Origin of the sequence: Eubacterium uniforme, assembly GCF_900167115.1 — a bacterium.
GTDB lineage: Bacteria > Bacillota > Clostridia > Lachnospirales > Lachnospiraceae > Eubacterium_S > Eubacterium_S uniforme.
The window spans coordinates 241,397-263,750 of the sequence record NZ_FUXZ01000004.1; the positions used below are offsets into that span (position 1 = coordinate 241,397).

General features: G+C 32.2%; 16 protein-coding genes and 2 tRNA genes. 4 read left to right on the top strand and 14 right to left on the bottom strand.

The annotated features are described in order from the left end of the window. Positions 1-12: 12 nt before the first annotated feature. From B5D16_RS03995 to B5D16_RS04020, 6 genes are all read right to left on the bottom strand, one after another. Positions 13-1,029, bottom strand: coding sequence for an STAS-like domain-containing protein (locus tag B5D16_RS03995; protein ID WP_078765679.1), 1,017 nt, complete (start codon positions 1,027-1,029; stop codon positions 13-15). Between the two features lie 138 nt (positions 1,030-1,167). Continuing rightward, the gene (locus B5D16_RS04000; RefSeq protein ID WP_078765680.1) at positions 1,168-1,608 is read right to left on the bottom strand and encodes a hypothetical protein; all 441 of its coding nucleotides are present in this window, start codon (positions 1,606-1,608) and stop codon (positions 1,168-1,170) included. Positions 1,609-1,632: 24 nt separating this feature from the next. After that, on the bottom strand, positions 1,633-4,059 hold the full coding sequence (locus tag B5D16_RS04005) for an alpha-galactosidase (RefSeq protein WP_078765681.1): 2,427 nt from the start codon (positions 4,057-4,059) through the stop codon (positions 1,633-1,635). Positions 4,060-4,098: 39 nt separating this feature from the next. Further along, positions 4,099-5,529 (bottom strand): glycoside-pentoside-hexuronide (GPH):cation symporter, encoded by a 1,431-nt coding sequence (locus B5D16_RS04010; protein ID WP_078765682.1) that lies wholly within the window; start codon positions 5,527-5,529, stop codon positions 4,099-4,101. A gap of 120 nt (positions 5,530-5,649) precedes the next feature. After that, on the bottom strand, positions 5,650-7,137 hold the full coding sequence (locus B5D16_RS04015; protein ID WP_078765683.1) for a DUF6937 domain-containing protein: 1,488 nt from the start codon (positions 7,135-7,137) through the stop codon (positions 5,650-5,652). A gap of 56 nt (positions 7,138-7,193) precedes the next feature. After that, positions 7,194-7,766 carry a TetR/AcrR family transcriptional regulator gene (locus B5D16_RS04020; RefSeq protein WP_078765684.1) on the bottom strand — a complete coding sequence of 191 codons (573 nt, stop codon included), beginning with the start codon at positions 7,764-7,766 and terminating at the stop codon, positions 7,194-7,196. 349 nt (positions 7,767-8,115) lie between these two features. On the opposite strand from B5D16_RS04020, the gene B5D16_RS04025 reads away from it, so the two are divergent. Beyond that, on the top strand, positions 8,116-9,711 hold the full coding sequence (locus B5D16_RS04025) for an MBL fold metallo-hydrolase RNA specificity domain-containing protein (protein WP_078765685.1): 1,596 nt from the start codon (positions 8,116-8,118) through the stop codon (positions 9,709-9,711). Positions 9,712-9,795: 84 nt separating this feature from the next. Continuing rightward, positions 9,796-10,575 (top strand): hypothetical protein, encoded by a 780-nt coding sequence (locus B5D16_RS04030; RefSeq protein ID WP_078765686.1) that lies wholly within the window; start codon positions 9,796-9,798, stop codon positions 10,573-10,575. Between the two features lie 75 nt (positions 10,576-10,650). Here the strand turns inward: B5D16_RS04030 and B5D16_RS04035 are convergent, their stop codons facing one another. The 4 genes from B5D16_RS04035 to trmB all read right to left on the bottom strand — a co-directional run bounded on the left by B5D16_RS04035 (position 10,651) and on the right by trmB (position 14,169). Beyond that, positions 10,651-11,571 carry an SGNH/GDSL hydrolase family protein gene (locus B5D16_RS04035; protein WP_078765687.1) on the bottom strand — a complete coding sequence of 307 codons (921 nt, stop codon included), beginning with the start codon at positions 11,569-11,571 and terminating at the stop codon, positions 10,651-10,653. Between the two features lie 174 nt (positions 11,572-11,745). Beyond that, positions 11,746-12,963, bottom strand: a complete 1,218-nt coding sequence (locus tag B5D16_RS04040; protein WP_078765688.1) for an AI-2E family transporter — start codon at positions 12,961-12,963, stop codon at positions 11,746-11,748. 368 nt (positions 12,964-13,331) lie between these two features. After that, positions 13,332-13,404: transfer RNA gene (locus tag B5D16_RS04045), tRNA-Lys, on the bottom strand. A 120-nt stretch (positions 13,405-13,524) separates the two neighbouring features. After that, positions 13,525-14,169, bottom strand: coding sequence for a tRNA (guanosine(46)-N7)-methyltransferase TrmB (gene trmB / locus B5D16_RS04050; protein WP_078765689.1), 645 nt, complete (start codon positions 14,167-14,169; stop codon positions 13,525-13,527). A 212-nt stretch (positions 14,170-14,381) separates the two neighbouring features. On the opposite strand from trmB, the gene B5D16_RS04055 reads away from it, so the two are divergent. Then, on the top strand, positions 14,382-16,064 hold the full coding sequence (locus tag B5D16_RS04055; RefSeq protein ID WP_078765690.1) for a D-alanyl-D-alanine carboxypeptidase family protein: 1,683 nt from the start codon (positions 14,382-14,384) through the stop codon (positions 16,062-16,064). Positions 16,065-16,502: 438 nt separating this feature from the next. Here B5D16_RS04055 and B5D16_RS04060 read toward each other — a convergent pair whose 3' ends face one another. From B5D16_RS04060 to B5D16_RS04075, 4 genes are all read right to left on the bottom strand, one after another. Then, positions 16,503-16,760 carry a hypothetical protein gene (locus B5D16_RS04060; protein WP_078765691.1) on the bottom strand — a complete coding sequence of 86 codons (258 nt, stop codon included), beginning with the start codon at positions 16,758-16,760 and terminating at the stop codon, positions 16,503-16,505. A 368-nt stretch (positions 16,761-17,128) separates the two neighbouring features. After that, entirely contained in the window at positions 17,129-18,604 is a 1,476-nt protein-coding gene (locus B5D16_RS04065) for a sensor histidine kinase (protein WP_078765692.1), read from the bottom strand. A 478-nt stretch (positions 18,605-19,082) separates the two neighbouring features. Continuing rightward, positions 19,083-20,111: a 3'-5' exonuclease gene (locus tag B5D16_RS04070; RefSeq protein ID WP_078765693.1), complete on the bottom strand. Its 1,029-nt coding sequence runs from the start codon at positions 20,109-20,111 to the stop codon at positions 19,083-19,085. 40 nt (positions 20,112-20,151) lie between these two features. Next, positions 20,152-20,225: transfer RNA gene (locus tag B5D16_RS04075), tRNA-Arg, on the bottom strand. A 188-nt stretch (positions 20,226-20,413) separates the two neighbouring features. On the opposite strand from B5D16_RS04075, the gene B5D16_RS04080 reads away from it, so the two are divergent. Beyond that, entirely contained in the window at positions 20,414-22,345 is a 1,932-nt protein-coding gene (locus B5D16_RS04080) for an Ig-like domain-containing protein (protein ID WP_078765694.1), read from the top strand. Positions 22,346-22,354: the final 9 nt, after the last annotated feature.

Genomic DNA, 22,354 nt, shown 5'->3' on the forward strand with positions numbered 1-22,354 from the left:
ATTTCTTTTATCTTATTTTGTATTCATAACATGATTATACATTTTCTTCACATCATCACTCATGCCCTTTATAACTAATTTTACATTAGGATTATTATTAGCAAATACGATAAATAATTGATGTGCAAATCCCTGTCCCATCCAGTCTAGACCTTCAAAATCAAGTTCCACCTCACTAAACTCTTCTAATCCAGCACATAATCTTTTAGCCTGAGATCTAGACGTTGGACTACTACCGTAAATATTTTTCAAAGCAATACTTGTACGATTAAATCCTCCATCAACATCAGAATATCTATCAAATAACTCTTTCATATTTTTTCTAGTTTCATTATTAAGCGACATATACAATGCTGTGCCTTTTTCATTTTTTATAGGATTATCAAGAAGTATACTTTCATCATATTTATCAACGTGAAAAAGTTTTCCACTAGATATAATAAGAAATTCATCCATTATTCTTGAAGTAAAAAAGATACCTTCACCAGAATGATACTCTTTCTTAGTCGTAATTTTTCCTTTAAATAATTCATTCACTGCATCTTCAATAGTCTTCAATTTAAAGAAATCTTTAATATGTTCAAATATTCCAATTCCATCATCAGCAATCCAAATACTCGTTTTTACTGCGTCCTTATTAATTATAATAACGCATTTTTCAGCTTCGGAGTGATCTATTACATTATTAAACATTTCTCCAAATGCATATTCCCAAATCTTATACGTATTATCGGAAAACTCTCCAACAACTGGTTTTACATACTTATCAAATGTATATAATTCTTCCTCTATCTCGCCTGCTTTCCTACTTAAAATATACTTTTTTCTTTCACCCGTCAAACTATAAACGTCTCTTTTTTCTCGTTTTATAATACCTTCATTAATTAATTCGTTTATATACGTATGAACTGTATTTTGATTTATATTAAAGTTATCTGCAACCTTTTTAGTTATCCCTTCTTCTTTCTGTTCTATTTTCTCTAGCAAGTAGTTTTTTATTGCATTTTTCTTTGTTTCAGTAAATCTCATAATTCACCTCCTTACAGACCAGTCTCCTCATCACTATATAGATATTATAGACTTTATTTCCATATATCGTCAAGGGATATTCGTTTTAAGCAAAAAGAAATTCGTTTTAAAATATTTTAAAACGAATTTCTTAATTAATTATTCATTATCTAATACTTCCATTTCCACAATACAAAAATCTAAAACATCATCGTAAGACTGACTAGACGAAGACTTATCCGTATAAGTAATCTTTTCTTTTGAAACATCCTCAAAAGTAAGATTATCTCTATTTGATAAAACCACCATCTTAACTTCTCTCATCTTATTACTATAAACAAATCCATCTAATCTTGATTGTGCCATTTCTCCAGATAACTCAAACTTATTCTTATATGTTATTCCATTATAAACCCACAAACCATCATTATTCTTATAATATGCATTCTCCAAACTAAGTGTGGTTGCTTCGGTTTGAGTTTCATTATACTTTTCTTGTTCGTAGTACTCTTTCATTTTCTTATTTTCATGTTTATCCCAAATTAGTATCGCTGCACAAATCAAAGCAGTAATAACAACTCTAATGATTCTCTTTTTCATTTTGTCTCACTTTCTAGTTATATATTATTCCCCTTCCATAAAATACATCCTACTTCCTAAATCCTGGAAATATCTCACACTTTCATCATAGCCAGTTCCACCAAATGCCTGCTTAAGATTTATACCTGCATTCATAAGCACGCTACCATATGCAACATAATCTTCACACTCACCTGGCATTGTCACATGTCTTGCTATAATGTTATGAAGAAGTGAATCCTGTTTAATATGAACTGGAGATGCTGTATTAATTAGATCTCCAAAATTCTTAATATTATATCTCTTACTTTCATTTGTAAAATGATATTTAATATCACTATCAAGTCCCATAGGTTTGAAATATTCATACTGTTTATTAGGTTCAACTAATGCCTGAATAATCATACCCACTGCTGCCTTTTTATCCTTTGAAACAACAGTCCATTCATTAATATTACCATGACCAAATACATCCTCATTTCTATATTCAGTATGTTCGCCATGAAGAAGCATTCTGCGTCCTCTATAGAATGAACCAAACTGAAAAACATCTCTCCAGTTTTTATATGTTTCAATCTGTCTTTTTATAATAGCAAGTTCTTCCTTCTTTAAATCGCATAGATTTATCTCATATCCGAAATTACCAAATGCAGCCACATTAAATCTAGTATCAAGCGGTGACTTACGAAGTGTTTGATGGTTTGGACTTGCCGAAACATGAGCACTAACTGTACTTAGAGGATATCCATAACTATAACCTGTCTGACAAGTTACTCTATATAAGCAGTCAGTATCATCACTTGCCCATATCTGTGGGAAGTATGATATTATTCCTAAGTCAAATCTATTACCACCACTTGCGCATCCCTCAAATAAAATATCTGGAAATTTTTCGGTAAGTGTAGCCATCACTTTATATAATCCAATTACATATCTGTGATATACTTCACCCTGTTTCTCTGCAGGAAGATACTTAGAATATACATCAGTAAATACTCTATTCATATCCCACTTAACATATGAAATATTTGCACCAGCAAATACATCTGACATTGCACTAATAATATACTCAACAACATCAGGATTACAAAGGTCAAGTATTCTTTGTGTTCTTCCTTCTGAATGTGGTTTATCCTTTAAGTCCATAGCCCAATCAGGATGTTCTCTATATAAATCACTATCAACAGAAACCATCTCAGGTTCGACCCATATACCAAACATTAAACCTAGATCATTTACTTTCTTTGCAAGGGACCCAAGTCCATTAGGTAATTTCTTTTTGTTAACATACCAGTCTCCAAGAGAGCAACTATCATCATCTCTCTTTCCAAACCAGCCATCATCCATAACAAAAAGTTCAATTCCCACATCCTTAGAAGCCTTTGCAAGCTTAAGTAATTTACTTTCATTTATATCAAAATATGCCGCTTCCCAACTATTAAGTAAAACTGGTCTAATTTTATTTTTCCAATTTCCTCTAACTATATTCTCACGAACAAATCTATGCATATTCTGGCTCATTCCATTAAAACCATTCTTAGAATATGTCATAACAGATTCTGGAGTTTCAAATTCCTCGTTCGCATCTATCACAAAGTTAAATCCATCTGGACTAATACCGTGAACAAATCTAAGTTTATAATGTGCAGATACTTCACACGCCTCATAATGATTACCACTATACACTAAATTAATGCCGTAACATTCACCAGTATTTTCTGTTGCGCCATTCTTATAAATCATAACAAATGGATTTGCCTTATTTGATGATATACCATCCCTACTACTGTTTACAAATTTACCTGCAGTAAGTCTTCTATCATTCCTCTGCATTTCCCTTGCCCAAGCTCCATTAAATGTAGTGAATGTATAATCGTTAGTTGCAAAGTCAAGTTGATTACTCATAAGTCTTAGTAGCGATATGCTACTATCTCCATCATTTTTAAAAACTGCACGTTTTGTAATAACATCTTTATCATAGAAAACATCATATATTAAAATAAGTTTCTGTTTATAATAATCATCTACCAGCGTAATTTGGAGTTCTATATCCTTATTATCTATGGTTTCATTTCCTTCTTCTTTATACTCTATATATGATGATGGAAGAGTATTAATCTCACTCTTCTTATCCAAAACAGATGCACTTTTAAACAGAAAATCAGAAGTTCTACATCCATCAGAATTAATAACTTCAATAAAAGGCTCCCTTAAATCACTCTTTCCTAAAGTTGATATTTCAAGCCTCATATCATCTAATGAAAAACTTCTATCTTCATTTGTATAATTAGCTGTTGCACCAGGTGCATATGCATGTTGCTCAGCTAAACATAATAAATCTTCCTTTTCTTCTATTCTAATTTTTTCACCATAATAAAGGTGTTCAAGCTGTCCTGTTTTTATCACACGAAATGCATATGTTGTATTCTTTGTATCAAGAACAAACCATTCATTATCAAAATTTCTAATCATCTTCTCTCCTTTTATTAACCTCTATCTATAGCACATACTTTATTCTTTTTCCTGCTGTCTTCTATCTTTTATCTGCTTTGAAATCTCTTCTATCTTTTCATCTGTTAAAATATATTTTTTCTTAAAATATACAACTGCAATTATAAGACCAATGATTGGAAGAATGGTCATTGTCATCCTTAGTCCCATTTTGCTACTATCTGATACACCTTTTGATAAATCCATCGTCTGTTCAGCTTCTGTTGTTGCCTTACTACTAAGTGAAAAAATAGATAAACTAATTGATGCAACGAATGCAGCAATACCACTTGCAAGTTTTACCACAAATGTCTGCATTGAAAAAATAACTGATTCATCTCTTCTACTATTTTTTATTTCTCCATAATCAACAGTATTAGCTAAAAAGATAGTAGTTAAAACTTGTAGCATTCCATTTGCTGCAAATATAAAGAATGCAGGAATAAATGTAACATATACACTACCAATTCCAATGTTTATTATTGCAAAGAGTGCTGCATATCCAAGTAGCGCACTTATTATACATATATAGTACATCTTTATTGTATTAAAGAACTTTCTAAGAAGTGGGAAAAATAACATCATTGCTAAAATCTGTATTCCACCACCAAATGTATTAAAAAGTGTGTATCCATCAAACCAACTTTCTCCACCAAAGTCATATTTAAAGAAATATATAACAAGGTTAGAAGTAATGTATACTGCACAGTTTATAAGCACTATTGTAACAACTATTGTCATAGCCTGATCGTTCGATAAAAGTGCTTTAAACATATCTGAAACGCTAGCCGTCTTCATATTAACTGTAGATTTTTCTTTTATATTCATACATGTAATGGTTATAAAAACTATAAATATAATTGCAACTATTAGAGCAAACCATTTAAAACCATACATCTCAATCTTTCTATTAGAAAGGTTATCACCACCTATGTTTCCAAGTCCATATACAAATTTCATTGTAAGAATCATTACTAATGCTGAACCCACGCCCGCTGCAGATCTAGCAAGAGTAGTAAGGTTTTCTCTCTCTCTACCGCTTTCAGTAAATGCCGGAATCATTGACCAATATGGAATATCCATCATAGTATATGTAACACCCCACATTATATAAGTGATTGCTGCATATGCTGTAAGAGAACCTGCTGAGAAAGACGCCGGTGCACTGAACATTAAAAACAATAATACAGCATTTGTTAATGTTCCAATCATAAGCCATGGTCTAAACTTTCCCCACTTAGTTTGAGTTTTAGCAACTATTACACCCATAATAGGATCGTTAAATGCATCAAAAATTCTTGCAATTAAAAGTATAATGCCCATAGCAAATGCTGATACTCCCATAACATCCTGGTAGTAATAAAGCACATAACTAGCTGACAACATATATACCATATCCTTACCTACAGCACCAAGCCCATAGGAAGCTTTTTCTCTAAATGATAAATTCATAATATCCTCCTTCTCTTTAGTTAGTATTAAAACAATACTAACTAACGTTGCAACTCACCCCTAGTTCCCCTATTATTTTTAAAACAAGCCCCTTGCATACGCAAGAGGCTATATGTTATATTACTTCTTCATGTTCATTGCCAATTCAATTACCTTATATGCCCCGCTATAAATTTCCATTTTATTATTTTTCTTTATATTTTCGCACATATCTATTAGGAAATCGTCATCTTTTATAAACATGTCTATCATCTGATTTATGTGAGGAATATCTCTACTTTCAATAGTTCCATCTCCAATTTCACAACTGTGAATTGCTCCCCACATCTCATGCTTTCCAACTCTCTTAATAAAGAGTTTTGGAATCGGATAGAATGCTAACTCACTTGGCTTTGTCACAAGTACATCCGCACTTCTCATAAGAAGGTTTGTCGAATATACTGCTTCAAAAATATTCTTATGATAAAAAGCATGTATACCTTTTATTTCAATATTTTCATCTAATGCATCTTCTGAAAACTTCTTTGTATCCTCAAAATCATCGAAGTGTTCAAAAGATACACCCTTCATATCTGGAATACTCTTAAGCAAATCATCCCATACATTTTTATAATCACCTACGTTTATATATAAAACAACTTTTTTCTTTTTGATAAGTGGAAGTATGTGCTTTATAATTCCAGCAAATATCTCCTTCTGTGCTCCCGCACCACCTATCGACATTAGAAAACGAATTGCCTTTTTATTCTTCTTCCTTTGGATTCTTGCATCACAATCACTTTCAATGCTCGCAACAATCTCATGGTCAATATAGTGTCCTGTGTATACAAGGTCATTTGCTGGCATAGGACTATTGACCTTCTTTTTATTCATTCCATTTAAAATTCTATAACCCTGATATGCAAAGTGACACTGCACAGTGTGCAATGACCCTTCTGCTAGATGCAAAGCCATAGGCCAATTATCAGGAATTGCATTAACCACATATTTCATTCCTGCATGCACTGCCGCCTGGGCTGGCCAGCAGTGCGTACCTACAACAGGAATTTCATCTGGCACGTTTTTGAAAACAGGTGCCATAAGCTCTGCTCTCTTTTGATCCCCACTATTGTATGTTAATGATCTAAAACCTTCGTAATTAAGTGGCTCCCAAACAAATCTGTTGAAAATGGGATCTTTCGAAAGCCTTGATCCTAATGAATACAATTTATTCTGCTCACTTATAATCTTGGTACACACTGTGTCTGGATAACCATTAAGGTCCATCCAGTATGGCGTATATCCCATGTAATGTGCACATGATGCCATTGCCATAGAGATTCGGTAATGTCCAAATCCCATTCGAATATTTCCAACTATTAACCCTTTTTCTAAATCAAACTTCTCTACAGAACTCTCTTCATCCGTCTGTTTTTTAGTTGTGACTTTAATATCTTTTACTCCAAGACTATCTCCGATATATTTATTATCGGCAATCGTAACATATAATTCTTTATTAGAATCATCCCCATACTTCTTAAAGCATTTTTGCTTCCCTTTTAAGGACTTCTTATAAGCTCTACTCGTGATTTTATTCTCAAAAACCACACTTGCTCTATCACTCTTCATTTCACCCTACTCCTAAATTCCTCTTTACTAATCCTTCGGTTTATCCTGTCCCCAAATTACGCCTTAATACCATCGATTAAGATATTTACAACTTCTTCAAGTCCTTCTGTGTATGACATCTTGCTATTAACTAAAACATCACTCATGAAAAATCTCTCAACTGTTGCTTCAAACATTGTTTTCACAAGAGCTGTATCAACTGGTCTGATAACACCTTCCTTAATACCCTGATTGATAAGCATTAATGTAGCTTCCCATCCAGTTTCAAGTCTCTCCTGAACCTTAACAAATATTTTTGGATATCTTGTCTTAAGAATACTTAGTTTTTCAAAACTAATATCCTTATATCCTTCTGGCATAACTCCTAATAATCTTCTTAATTTTTCAAGAGTTGCCAATGAATCATCTTCAAGCACCTCTTTTTCGCTTTCCTTAATTTTATCAAAGCAATAATCAACTGTACTTAGGAATAAATCCTGCTTGTCTCGAAATGTATTGTAAATTGTTTTTTTACTCATACCCAGTTCGGCAGCGATGTCATCCATGGTGAATTTAATCCCTTTTCTGTTAAACACTTCAATAGTAGCTTCGATAATCTTATTTTTTAATAATCTTGTTTTCGTAGCCATATTTTCCTCCTCACTATAGGGTTTCGTAAAATGATAGAGTATATAATATATTATAGTAAACTTCACCCTATTTTTCCATACCAAACAACCAAATTCAGAAAACTATTTTGCCAAGAATCGTTTCCTTTATAGCTTTATTTTAACACCAATCTTTCTTTTTTCAAGAAACGTTTTTTACAAATTTGGTTTCCGTTTTTTGTGCATTTTTACCTACGCATTTGCCAAAGTACTTTTTATAGTGGGTTGTTCATTTTTTTCACAAGATGTGGTATACTAGAATTGGCTGTAAGTATGATTTTTTACGGAAGGTATAATTCATATTTATAATTTATATGCTTGGGGGTGGATTATGAAATTAACTTTTATCGGGGCAGCTCATGAAGTAACCGGCAGTGCTCATTATTTGCAGGTCGGCGACAAAAATATAATTGTAGATTACGGCATGGAGCAAGGTGTAAATCTATATGTAAATCAGGAACCACCTTTTACTCCTGCAGATACAGATTATGTGTTTGTAACACATGCACACATCGACCACACTGGTCTTTTACCTTTGTTATATAAACAAGGTTTTAGAGGCAAAGTCTTCTGTACAGTTGCCACTTTTGAATTATGTTCCATTATGCTTAAGGACTGTGCACACATTCAGCAGTTTGAAGCAGATTGGCGTTCAAGAAAGAATAGACGTAGCGGTAAGGATTTAGTTGAACCACTTTATGATTTCGACGATGTTGATGGTATTCTTGGATTATTTGAAGGCTACCATTATAATGAAGAGATTAAAGTTTGTGAAAATGTTAAAATTAGATTTGTTGATGCTGGTCATCTTATAGGTTCCGCTTCAATTGAGGTTTGGGCTACAGAGAATGACATTACCAGAAAACTTGTATTTTCAGGTGACATTGGTAATTTCGACCAGCCACTTATCAAAAATCCAACATATATAGATAGTGCCGATTATGTTATTATGGAATCTACATACGGCACAAGATTACATTCGGATGAAAAACCTAATTACGATGGCGATTTGGTTAGTATAATTAGAGATACATTTGCTAGAGGCGGTAACGTTATTATCCCTTGTTTTGCAGTAGGTAGAACTCAGGAAGTTTTATATCACCTAAGAAAGATCAAAGAGTCTGGTGTTCTTCCTGAATTTAATGATGCAACTGTTTATGTGGATAGTCCACTCGCTGTCGCAGCAACTTCTGTTTTTAATGAAAAGAATAGAGAATGTTTTGATGAAGAAACTTTAAGTCTTATGGATCAGGGTATTAACCCTATTGAATTTAAGGGACTTCGCCTTTCAATTACAACTGATGATTCAAAGGCTATTAACTTTGACCCTAAACCTAAGATTATTCTTTCAGCTTCGGGTATGTGTGATGCTGGTAGAATTCGTCATCATTTAAAATATAATTTATGGAGATCCGACAGTACAATTGTATTTGCTGGATATCAGTCAGTTGGAACACCTGGCCGCACCATTTTAGACGGTGCTAAGTCAATTAAAATCTTCGGAGAAGAAATTGCAATCCAAGCTAAGATTACAAAAATTGAAGGTATCAGCGGACATGCAGATAGAGCCGGTCTTCTTAAATGGGTAGAATCTTTTAAGGAAAAACCAAAAGGAATATTTGTTGTTCATGGTAATGACACTGTTACTGATGAATTCGCCGCTCTTGTTTCTAATACTTTTGATATTAAAACTGCTGCTCCTTATTCAGGTGCTGTATTTAATTTACTTACAGGCAAATTTGAATTCGAAGGAGTTAAAGAACCTATTAAAAGAAAACAGGTTAGCACTAATAATGTATTCAACAGACTTATTGCGAACGGTGAAAGACTTATGTCTGTTATCAGAAAGAACGAAGGTTGTGCAAATAAAGACTTAGCTAAATTCGCTGACCAAATTAAAGAGTTATGTGATAAGTGGGACAGATAGTTGCATTTTGATACTAAGTGCAATTATTCTTTACATACGTATAAATGATTTATGCTAGATTATTATTAATATGGAGGATTTATTATGGGACTTTTGGACAGTTTAAACAAAGCTGCCGAAGAGGAAAAATATGCTAAAGAATTAGCAGCTAGTGCTGATTCTTCAAATGATAGTAGCGAGAGTGCTACTAAGTCTAAAGTTCCCGTATACTATAGTGAGGTCGTCAACTTAGGATTTAACTGCGAAGTTTCCTTTAGAATATGTGGATATTTTAAAACATTGCATTCATATATGTATTCCTGGATATATAGTCATGATAGAGAATTACTTTTAGATTCTTTTGACAAAATGCATGATATTTTATCCGGCGAGGTTGAATTTTTACCAGATACAAATATGATAAGATGTAAAAAATTTAATATGTCATTTCACATCAAGGCAAGAAGGGATGAACTTGCAAACTCCCTTGGTTCTTTAAGAGATGACGCTTGTAAGGAGGCTTTAGAAGAACTTCGTAGTCGTGCTTCACATTTAGCTGACAAGACCGAAAACTTATTTAACAGTCCTCTTTCAACATTATTTATTTACAAATTAAAATTTACGAATGACTGGGAAGCTGATAACGACTATGTTCAAAGAATGTTAGATAAATTGTCTTCGCTTTATAAAAGTGGTCGTTTCACACTTCTAATCGTTCTAGAAGCTGCTCATGCTTATAAATTTACGCTTCCAGAAAGTGAACATTTACAGATTGCCACGGTTCCAAACTTTACTAATCTTAATAATGTTCAAGAAGGTAATACTACAAACGACGGTTGGAAAGAAATAGAGGATAAATTCTTTAAAAAGGTCCTCTTAAGATAATTGATGTACATTTAGGAAAGATGTATTCCGTTGTAATAATTTAATTTTATTTTATTAAAAAAGACCATGCTAATATCACATGGTCTTTTTTTCTACTACTGCACCTTTTATAAAATTCAAAATAACTTTATATCCTTCTGCATTATAATGTAATCCATCAGATATATAAGCTGATCTTGCATTTCCATTATCATCTCTCATGGTGCTTGCTATATCAAGATATATCAAATCTCCATAAACATTACACATTTCATATATCTTCGCATTATAAATTCTTGCATTTTCATTTGAAAAAGTTGGATGATTAATTGAGAAAGCCTCGCCCATAGGAAGAATATTTTCTACATATATTATAGCACCTGGATGACACTCCTTAATTTTATCTATTATCACTTCTAAATCCTGTATGAATTTATCCGCATCTCCAAGTCCTAAATCGTTCGTTCCATAACCAACGTAAAAAATATCATAATCTGCATACTCTATGGTTTCTAATATATTTCTATAATATCCATCACCAAATGTATACTCTCTTTCATAACAGGCCGCTGCCGCTGTTGTACCAACTTTAAAAAATCCATTCCACTTAGGCAATCCAGAAAATTGTAATAATCCCTGAGTTCTAGAATCTCCTAAGAAACATACATTTTCAAAATATGAATCATCCACCTTGTCGCATTTTGCTTTGTACTTGCTAAAGTTATACCAACTATTATTAAAATGTGCATGCTTGTATGCGACTTCCTGATCTAAAACAAAAGGCTCCTCATATGATTCTTCTGTTTCCAAATAATTACTTTCATTTGAAACATGTCCAGTTTCATTTAAATGGACTTCATCTTTTTCACTATTTTTTATTATGTTCTTATTAACCCACAGCAACGCTATCGTCGTGACTGCAACGACCATTACTAATACAGCGACACATATCACAGCGTCTAAATGTTTCGCTTTGGGTTCATATCTTTCATCTCTCTCTTTTATCTTCTTACTCATTTCTCTTTTCCTTATTAGTTCTCTTGTATATTTATAAATATCCCCGCGTGTTACTGTACAACTTTATTTATGGAATGTCAACTGTTCTTATTTTTTTGCAGACATAAAAATACACCCTAGACGCCCAAATAGGACGATTCATAGGATGTATTTATACTAACGTGTTCGTTTTTATTATTTTCTTTCATCTCTATCTGATAGCTTCTGACTTGCATAAATCTTAGGAACTATTAATCCCTTCTTAACCAAACGAGCATTTACAAACTTATCTACAAGGTTCGCTACTACTGCTACGATTGGAACACCAAGGAACATTCCTAATATACCTCCAGCCCAGCCACCTAATGTAACAGCAAATAATATCCAGAATGGACGAAGACCTGTTTTATCACCTAAAATCATAGGTCCTAATATAAATCCATCAAACTGCTGTAAGATGATAACTAATATAACAAACTTCACTAAACTTCCTGGAGCAACTACTAGTAATAATAAACCTCCAATAAAGCCTCCAATAAATGGACCAATATATGGAATCATGTTTGTTATTCCAACTACCATACTAACGATTAATGCATAATCAATATGTAATACTGTACATACTACAAAACATATAACACCAATAATTGATGAATCAATAAACTTTCCTATAATAAAGTCACTGAATATATCATTGCTTTCACGTAAATTTGAAATTATTATCCTAGCATGTTTCTCACTAAACATTGCATAAATAAGTCTCTTTAATGAGCGAATCATAGATTTCTTATCAAGTATTAAATAAAATGAAACTACAAATCCCATTAATATATTATAAATCCAAGATAATACTGATTTTGAAGTACCATATATCTTAGTTCCAATATTTGTAGCACTATTTTGAATAAAATCAATGGCTGTTGGATATGCACTTTCCAATGATTTTTCTATTCTTTCCAAATCTAAGTCTGGATACTTCTTAGCTGTTTTTTCAAACCAATCATATACTTTATCTGAAAATGATTTTGCGTTTTCAACCAAATCGTTAACACTATTTAAAATATTAGGAATAATATAAACTAATAAAGAAACAATTACTCCAACAAATATCACATATGATATTAAAATTGAAAAATACTTTCTAAATTTAGCACATTTTCCTCTGAATAACTTTTTGAAAGCCTTATGATAAAGCCAATTGTATAATGGATTAATACAATATGCTATCAAAATACCGACCATAAATGGAGCGAGTCCATTAAGCAAGTCTTTAAAAAAGCCCAAGGTTTCGGCGAAATTAAAAATCGCCTTCACCAAAATAGCACAGATTATAACAACTATAATCGTGTAAATACTTATGGTGAAATACTTGTCACTTCTCTTAAAGACACTCTTTCTTCTTTCGTCTTCCATAATTTCCTCCGTATAAATCTACTTATATTAAAGTATAACAAGAATTAACCAATAAAACAAGGCAGTTTTTAAACCGTAAACTTCCGGTTCCTTCGCTACCTATCGCAATGAACCACGTACAGCTCGTAAACTTCCGGTTCCTTCGCTGATGCGGCATTCGCCTTCCTTCTCAATGAACCACGTACAGCTCGTAAACTTTCAGTTTACGAGCTGATGCGGCATTCGCCGCATAAAATAAAAAGAAAAGAATTCATCTTGAAAGTAAACTTTCCGATGAATTCTTTTCTTTCCATTTTTACGTGGCTCATTGCTTACGCACAAAAAAAGTACCAACCCAAACAATTTAATGTTCAAACTGGTACCTTTAGTGCGCCTCCAGGGGCTCGAACCCTGGACACCCTGATTAAGAGTCAGGTGCTCTTCCAACTGAGCTAGAGGCGCATAACTCAAAACGCAAGAGTTATTATAAGATAGTATCAAGAAAAAATCAAGTCTTTTTTACAATTTTTTTAATATTTTTTAAGATTCCTATTTTTTCTTCTAATTATTAGCAATTTGATACTATCTCTTAGCTATCAATTTACATATAGGATTGCCCATTGAAGAGAACTTCTGCTCATACTCTGTCATGACATTTCCTTTGCACATTTCTTCATTATTATGAAGGTCCTTTGTGCTCTGTTCTACATGAAATCTTGTATTCGGAATCTCCTCAAGCGAGAAATCAAATAAATCCATGTTATCAGTCTTAAACTCTACAACTCCATCTTTATTTAAAATCTTATCGTATCTTTCAAAAAATTGTCTTGATGTAAGTCTTCTTTTTGCATGTCTATCCTTTGGCCATGGATCAGAGAAATTAAGATAAATCTTATCTACTTCTCCTTCAGCAAATACATCTGTTATGTATTCTGCCTCCATACGAATAAAAATAATGTTATTGCATTCCTCTTCCATTGCCTCTCTTTTTTCAATTGCACGAAGTAAAACACTTGAATACTTTTCAATTCCTACATAATTAATATCCGGATTATTAAGCGCAAGAGTTGTTAAAAACTTTCCCTTACCCATACCGATTTCTATGTGTATTGGATTATCATTTCCAAAAAACTCATTCCATTTTCCTTTTAACTTTTCAGGTTCATTAATGGTAAATTCACTTTCAACCATCTTCTCCCTCGAACCTCTTATGTTTCTAAGTCTCATATTTTATCTCAACTTTCCTATTATTCTCATATAAATCAGCAAATACTTCTCGCGCTTGTTATTATATCAAATAATTTTATATTTTAAAGTCTTTTTTCTTTATTTTATACTTTTCAACTTCTTAAGAAACCCTTTTATTCCTAGGTTTTACTTGTAATTTCACCCTTATTTTGATATTATGTAATCGTTAGAATTTAATATTGGAGTCAATTATGAAATTTAAAATTAAGAATTTATTTATATATATTTTTGTACTAATGTACATCTTAACTAGTAGTATTTCTTATTCATCAACAGTATTTGCTGAGCCTGACGAAAACGAAGTTCAGGCAGATGATAATTCTGATATCGAATCAGATGAAGATGAGGACGAAGATGAAGATGATGAGGACAGCGATTTAGAAGATTCAGAAAGTAATGACGAAACTGAAAACACTAACAGCAAAACTACTGATGTTTCAAATGAAAGCAATTCACTTTGGCCAGAAGGTCCAAAAATAAAAGGCAAAACAGCAATTGTCATAGATGCAGAATCTGGTGCAATCCTTTATGAAAAGAAAAAAGATAAACAGATGTATCCTGCAAGTATCACAAAAATTCTTACATGTTTGCTTACATTAGAAAACTGTGATATGAAAGATAATGTTACAATGTCTCATTTCGCCGTTTACAATTTAAGATACGGTGATGCACACATTGGTTTAAAAGAAGGCGAAACCATTTCTGTTGAAGATTGTTTATATGCACTTATGCTTGCTTCAGCTAATGAAGTTGCATATGGTCTTTCAGAACATATCGGCGGAAGCGTCGAAGGATTTGCTGAAATGATGAATAACAAAGCTAAGGAAGTTGGCGCACTTAACAGTCACTTTGTTAATCCTAATGGTCTTCCAGATGAAAATCACTATACTACCGCTTACGATATGGCGATGATAACAAAGGCCGCATTAAAATATGATCAGTTTTCTAAAATTGTAGGAACTAAAATGCATGTCATCGGCAAAACAAAGATGACAAACGAAAAGAGATACACTAACAACTTCCATCGTATGTTATATGAGGATAATAAAGAATATTATCAAGGTATCATCGGTGGCAAAACTGGTTACACTGAAGAATCCGGTAACACTCTTGTTACAATAGCTGAAAGAGATGGAAGAAAGCTTATCTGTGTTGTTCTTAAATCAAAGAAAATATATGAAGATACAAAGGATCTTCTTGATTTCGGATTTGAAAAATTCAAGTCCGTTACAATTGATGAATCAACAATAACATCACCAACTGGCATGTGTTACAATAAGCTTGCACAAGCTCTCGGAAAAGGAATTATGACCGTTTCTTATCCAAATGGAAATTACTTAACAGTTCCAGCAAATGCAGACGAGAACGACATCACATATGAAATAGCTTTAAAGGATGAGAATACTACAGATTCTACTAAGCCTACAACTACTAACGAAACTGCTAGTACAACTAAGCCAACTGAAAAAGCAGATTCACCAAGTACTCCTCCAGTTGCAACAGTTACATATTATTATGATAACAAGGAAGTTGGCAGTATCGATATTTCATATAAAGTAACTGCAAGTCCAAAAGAAGGCAACGACGACAAAGGTGGCTTTTTTAAAAACATAACTAAAAAGAAAACAGTTAATTTCTTTAGTTCTTCAATTATGAAGGCAATTCGTTTATTAGGATTAATTTTAGGAATCACGCTTCTTATATTAATCATACTTGCAATAAGAATTGCACATATTAATAAAGTTAATAGGAAGCGTAAAGAAGAACGTAGACGTAAACGACTTGAAATTAGAGAACGGGAAAGACGCGAACAGGAAGAATCCTACAGACGTGATCGTGAACATAGAACAAATAGAGATAATCATATGAGATAAAAATGGGACCATTAAATGGTCCCATTTTTTAACCCTATGAATTCTGCTAAAAATAAACATAAAAACGAATGGGACCATTTCTATGGTCCCATTAATTCGTTTCATGTTCGACAACATATTATGTTTTGTTAGATTTTATTTTAAAACTCTTTCGAGTTAAGGATGACTTCTTTGAATGGGATTAAATTGAATTAATCCCATTCATCCATTTCTAGTTGACAACAATTTTATTTATGTTAGATTTTTATTTACGAGTTCTCTCGAACTCAAAGGATGAATATTTATAAGATGTTTTATCTTATGTCATTATTATAATCAATTTTATTGATTAAATCTCCCTTTTTGTGTAAAGAGTTTAAGAACAAATTGTGAACAAACAAAAAATAATTTGTGAAATTCACGCAATTTTACTAATTTTCCATCACAAAAATTCAAAAATCATATCTTTTCAATCGTATTTACCTTATGTGTATATGTTTCAAATTGCTTTTCTAATTCTTTAATTACTTCTGTATAATTCTCTTCCTGAGCTGCCTTTAGCTTTCCAGAATTTTTAAGCATATTAAACTTATCTTTCAACTGAGCAAATGCATCCTTCGCAGAATCCTTGTAATTATTTCCCATATACATCTTTATACGATCAAGTATTTCTTCTAACTCTTTATGTTTTCCCTTATTCTTCCCAATTCCAAACATTAATCCTCTCTCCATTTCTTTAAAAACCCTTATAAAACGAATGGGACCATCATTATGGTCCCATTATTTCGTTTCATGTTCGACAACATATTATGTTTTGTTAGATTTATTTTTTAACTCTTTCGAGTTTAGGATGACTTTTTAAAGTTAGACTTCTTAAAGAATACTTTCAACTTTCGGATGACGTTTTTTGTATTTCTTTATCTTATACCATTATTATAATAACTTTTTTGATTTAAATCTCCCATTTTATGTAAATAGTTTAAGAACAAATTGTGAACAAATACAGAAAATGTTACGAAACTTATCAAAAATGAATAATTTTGTTCACAATTAGCTATATTTACGTCTTTCAAAATCTTATTGATTTAATTTGTTCTTGGTATTACGATTGATAGAATAAATACACCATCTTCTATTTCAACCTTATCTATACCTTCGTACTTTAATACGGTTTCTTTCATATTCTGTACGCCAAAACCATGATGCGCTTTATCTTTCTTTGTTGTAATTCGTTCACCTTCATCAAAAAGCCTTGATAATGGTTGCGTCTTTTCCTCTTCATTCATTGAATTCTCTAATTTTATAAGAAAGAATTTATCTGTTCTCTTAACAGACAGTTTAATCCATCTATTAATATCCTTAGGTATTTTCTCACAAGCCTCAATGGCATTATCAAGTGCATTTGCGAATATACTACATACATCCACAGCTTTCATTCCAAGCCCACCATCAATAACTCCTTCAAGAGAAAAATCAATTCCTTCTTCGTCCATCTTAGCCGCTTTCATTCCAACTATACAATCAAGCATTTCATCTCCAGTTATATATTTCGGAGACATGGATTTAACATTTCCTAAAAGTGTATCAATATATTCCTTCGCACCATCATAGTTTTTCTCATCATGCAAAGCGGATAACATTGAAAGATTATTAATAATATCATGTCTAAATGCTCTTATTTCTGTCTGATTCTTTTTATATTGATTGATATAATCTAGCTCCGCTGAAATATATTCTTCCTGAATAAGAGTTTTATCCAATACATATTTTCTAGATATTATGATCATAAAAAAGAATGGTATAACTATACACAACGCAAGCATTATAACTCCAAGTTCATATCCCATGTATCTTTCACGTTCAGATTCATCTAACCCCTTCATAAATGGTAAGTATAAAATAGCAATCATTAATACTTCCCATAAAATAAAGTATAATCTAAATTTCCAACCTATATACATTGTTCGATGTTTTTTATACATACTAAAATACAATACCAAAAAGAAAATAAGCATTATTAAAAGGTATGTAAATGTAAATACAAACGCAGATAATCCACCCTCATATTTATAAAAATTTATAATACCATCAATTGGTAATTTCCTCTGATCCAAGAAAAACATAATCGAAAAATGCATTCCACTTGTAATGTACACTTCAAATACCATTGTAAATAAGAAAGCACAAATACTATTTATAATTCGCTGTCTTTTAAATGTTAACAATGGTATCAGTATCATAATCACAAGACAAACTACTGTATTAACCATATCTATCCAGGCTTGTTCCGATATTATTCCCATACCTTTCTCATATTTTTCATTCCAACTTGGTCTTAATATCAAATAATCATGTATAACTGTAAACATATTTAAACTAAAGCCTATAACCATACTAGCAAATACCGGCATCAATGTTTTCCTATTGAAAGAACCTTCTTTACCTATGAAACATATCATTATCATTATTACAGAAAGTATGGCAGCCCATTCTCCTGTATAGCCAACGATTGCAAGTATACTATCTTGTAAAATCGAAAAAAACTTATCCCCACATGTCATATTATATACCCCTTTATATTAATTAATTCACGCACAAAATGAATGGAACCACTTACGCGGTCCCATTCATTTCTGTCAAGATTGACAACATATTATGTTTTGTTAGATTTATTTTAAAACTCTTTCGAGTTAAGGATGACTTCTTTGAATGGGATTAAATTGAATTAATCCCATTCATCCATTTCTGGTTGACAACAATTTTATTTATGTTAGATTTTTATTTACGAGTTCTCTCGAACTCAAAGGATGAATATTTATAAGATGTTTTATCTTATGTCATTATTATATTCATTTTTTAGTGTTAAATCTTCCACTTTCTGTAAAAAAAATAAGAACAAATTGTGAACAAACAAAAAATAATTTATAAACATGTGGCATTTTTACCTAACAAACTATGGAAAATAACATTTTAACTCGCATTTCGCATAAAATCCCTAAAATAACAAAAAGACCTTCCTCCCCGGATAGGTCTTTTTTGTTAATCATCTAGCTCTTCTATTTCTTCTATCTCTTCTTCATAGCTAGATCCCTTTTCTTTTTCTTCGCGCATCTCCATCTTTTCTCTAATTCTGCGCTCTCTTCTTTTTTCTCTGATTGCCTTCTGTTTATCAGCAATCTTCTGTGCTCCTTCTTCATCTGTTGATTTCAAAATCTTTATCGCATAGCACATATCTTCTTCTGCTGATTTGATTCTCAACTTTCCTCGAACCAAACCATGTTCTTTACAATATCCAACACAATAATGTGTTTTCATGCCATCTGAGAACCAGTTAATACGTCTTTCAAGAGGTTTATCACAAATATTACAGTTCATAGTAGTCAATTCTTTGTCTCTAAACATTTCTTCTTTATCAAAAAATTCTCTTGAAACATACTTTGTATAATTCTCAAATCTAATGAAAATTTCTTCTTCCTTAATACGAGGTAAATAGAATGTATCTACTGAAAAAAATCCCTGAACCTTTTTAAAGTCCATAGTCTTCATAACTCTCGCTGTATATATTGAATCATCTATCGCTCTATGGAATGGTATATCCATATCAATCTTCAATTCTTCTACCGCGTATGAAAGAGTTCTTTTAGTTCGTCCGTTTTCATAACAAAGACTATACATCTTTTGTAGATCATAGAAGAATAATGGGAAATCCAATACTCTTTCTAAATGATAAAACTTCATATTTCTTTGAAGTTCTCTCAAATCCATTGTTCCCCATGTTACAAATCTATAATCATCTCCACACCATTCTAGAAAATCATAAATAACACTTCTAAAACTTCTTCCTTCATATAACTCATCTAACGTGATATGAGTTATATCTTTAACCTTATAATGGAGTTGTTTATAAATACGTGGTTTTATAATCTCACTGAATTTATCTATAATCTCAAAGTCTTCGTTAAGTTTAACGGCACCAATTTCAATGATTTCAAATGGAAGACCTTTTGCCTCATTGCCTTTTCCATAAGGACACTGGTTCCACTCTAAATCCATGACAATATAGTCCATAACTCTTAACTTTCCTTTATATTAAATTTTTATTCAAAAACGACCCAGACAGGAATCGAACCTGCGACGTTCCGCTTAGGAGGCGGACCCTCTATCCTACTGAGGTACTAGGCCACACCCTATATATTTTACCAATTTTCACATACAAACGCAAGGATTCTAAGAAAAAACTTAGGTTTATTGCCTTTATTTAGGCCATTTGCTCTGTGTATTTGCTCGATTTTTTGAAATAATTTACCTAATATGATATAATCTGTCTTGTCGTAAAATTTATAAAGAAACACAGATTAAGGAGAAATTATATGAAAACTAGAAAAAGAATTCTTTCTATAATAATGGCAATCGCCCTTGTTATAGGTAGTCCGTACGTTGAAAACATAGCATTTGCTGCAAATGATGCAACAATAAATAAGCCTATTGAAGTACTTTTTATTGGTAATTCATTAACTCACAGAAATTCAATGCCAGCTATTTTCGAAGGTATTTCAGAAGCTAACGGAGTTGACGTTAATACTACAATGCTTGCATTCAGTAGTTATTACTTATCTTATTTTGCAGATCCAACAAATGACTATGGAAAGCAGTTAAGACAATTACTAGAGAAAAACTCATATGACTTTGTAGTAGTTCAGGCTCAGTCATCTGAAGCACTCAGCATGTACGAAACATCAACAATTCCATCAGCAACAACACTTGCTAATCTTATTAGAAATAATGGTGCTGAACCAGTTATGTATATGACTTGGGCATACAAAAATAAATGTAGCTACGAACAGGATGGTAAAACAATTACTACTGACAATGCTACAATGACCGAAAAATTATCAGAAGCATATTATCGCATGGGAAATGAACTTGGCGCAAAAGTTGCACCAGCAGGTCAGAACTTTAAGAGATATAAAGACCTTTTCCCTAACGAAGAATTATATAATGAAGACGAAAAACATCCTACATATTTAGGAAGCTACCTTGCAGCATGCACAATTTACAATACTATTTTCTCTGATTATCAGTTCTCTGATAATGAAGAAGAAAACATTGCAAAACAGTCATGCATCGGTTGTCCTTATTACAAATCTGAAGAACTACCAAATATTAAGATTAATAAGGAAAAAGCTGAACATTGTCAGATGATTTCAGACGTTACAATGTCAGCAAATGCTCCATATGTTTCAATTCCATTTAAAGGAACCGGAAGATTTTTCGCAAGTGTAGATGCAAGTAAATCAAATGACCTTTACAAAGAGCTTTGTCCAAATGGTGATAAGATTACTTTTTCAACTCTTGATAACTCAATAGTTTCTATTGATAAAACAACTGGAAAGTTTAAAGCTAACAAAGTTGGAACAACTCTTATAAAGGCAACTTCAGAAAGTGGAGTTTCAATTTGCCAGACAGTAAATGTTCGTATGCCTGCTTCCGGCGTCAGTTTTAACGAAGACAAAAGTTCAATGCATGTTGGTGAAACTAAAAAAATTAATGCAACAGTTCTTCCAGCAAATGCAACAGACAAATCATTAACATGGACATCAAGCAATACAAGCATTGCAACAGTTAATAACGGAACAGTTACAGCACTTACTCCTGGAACTGTTACAATTACTGCTAGAACACATAATGGTTATTCAGCTCAAACTACAATTACTATTTCATTAACTACTCCAACTAATTTAACTCTTAAACATACAAAATCAAGCAAGGGTGGCGCTTATATAAACATCACAGCAAGTTGGAATAGTGTTGCTAAAGCTGAAAAATACATTGTATATAGAAGTACATCAAGCAACGGAACATATAAAAAAGTAGCTACTGTAAGTAATACAACATACACAGATTCAAATCTTAAACGTGGTTCAAAATACTTCTATAAGGTATATGCTTCATGTGGAGTTCTTGCTTATAGATCAGCTGAATCAAGTATTGCATCATATCTTGTTCCATTAAAAGCTAAAATTGCTTCAGCTGCAAGAACAAAAAATAAAACTTATATTAAACTTAACTGGAATGAACAGAGTAATGCTAATGGTTACTTAATTTACCGTGCGGTTAATAAAAAGACTAATACATATAAATTAATTAAAAAAATCACAAAAAATACTAAGATTTCATTTATTGATAAAACAACTAAAAAGAACAGACAGTATTTCTATAAGATTTGCGCATACACTAAGAATGGTAACGTTAATACAAACGGCGCATACTCAAAGATTGTAAGAGTTAAAAAAGCAAAATAAAAAAAGGTC

Excerpts from the sequence above, each read along its gene's own strand:
- B5D16_RS04055 (WP_078765690.1), top strand. The coding sequence starts at position 14,382 with ATGAAATTTAAAATTAAGAATTTATTTATATATATTTTTGTACTAATG.
- B5D16_RS04035 (WP_078765687.1), bottom strand. The coding sequence starts at position 11,571 with ATGAGTAAGAAGATAAAAGAGAGAGATGAAAGATATGAACCCAAAGCG.
- B5D16_RS04010 (WP_078765682.1), bottom strand. The coding sequence starts at position 5,529 with ATGAATTTATCATTTAGAGAAAAAGCTTCCTATGGGCTTGGTGCTGTA.
- B5D16_RS04000 (WP_078765680.1), bottom strand. The coding sequence starts at position 1,608 with ATGAAAAAGAGAATCATTAGAGTTGTTATTACTGCTTTGATTTGTGCA.
- B5D16_RS04070 (WP_078765693.1), bottom strand. The coding sequence starts at position 20,111 with ATGGACTATATTGTCATGGATTTAGAGTGGAACCAGTGTCCTTATGGA.
- B5D16_RS04040 (WP_078765688.1), bottom strand. The coding sequence starts at position 12,963 with ATGGAAGACGAAAGAAGAAAGAGTGTCTTTAAGAGAAGTGACAAGTAT.
- B5D16_RS04030 (WP_078765686.1), top strand. The coding sequence starts at position 9,796 with ATGGGACTTTTGGACAGTTTAAACAAAGCTGCCGAAGAGGAAAAATAT.
- B5D16_RS04005 (WP_078765681.1), bottom strand. The coding sequence starts at position 4,059 with ATGATTAGAAATTTTGATAATGAATGGTTTGTTCTTGATACAAAGAAT.
- B5D16_RS04080 (WP_078765694.1), top strand. The coding sequence starts at position 20,414 with ATGAAAACTAGAAAAAGAATTCTTTCTATAATAATGGCAATCGCCCTT.
- trmB (WP_078765689.1), bottom strand. The coding sequence starts at position 14,169 with ATGAGACTTAGAAACATAAGAGGTTCGAGGGAGAAGATGGTTGAAAGT.
- B5D16_RS04025 (WP_078765685.1), top strand. The coding sequence starts at position 8,116 with ATGAAATTAACTTTTATCGGGGCAGCTCATGAAGTAACCGGCAGTGCT.
- B5D16_RS04020 (WP_078765684.1), bottom strand. The coding sequence starts at position 7,766 with ATGGCTACGAAAACAAGATTATTAAAAAATAAGATTATCGAAGCTACT.
- B5D16_RS04015 (WP_078765683.1), bottom strand. The coding sequence starts at position 7,137 with ATGAAGAGTGATAGAGCAAGTGTGGTTTTTGAGAATAAAATCACGAGT.
- B5D16_RS03995 (WP_078765679.1), bottom strand. The coding sequence starts at position 1,029 with ATGAGATTTACTGAAACAAAGAAAAATGCAATAAAAAACTACTTGCTA.
- B5D16_RS04060 (WP_078765691.1), bottom strand. The coding sequence starts at position 16,760 with ATGTTTGGAATTGGGAAGAATAAGGGAAAACATAAAGAGTTAGAAGAA.
- B5D16_RS04065 (WP_078765692.1), bottom strand. The coding sequence starts at position 18,604 with ATGACATGTGGGGATAAGTTTTTTTCGATTTTACAAGATAGTATACTT.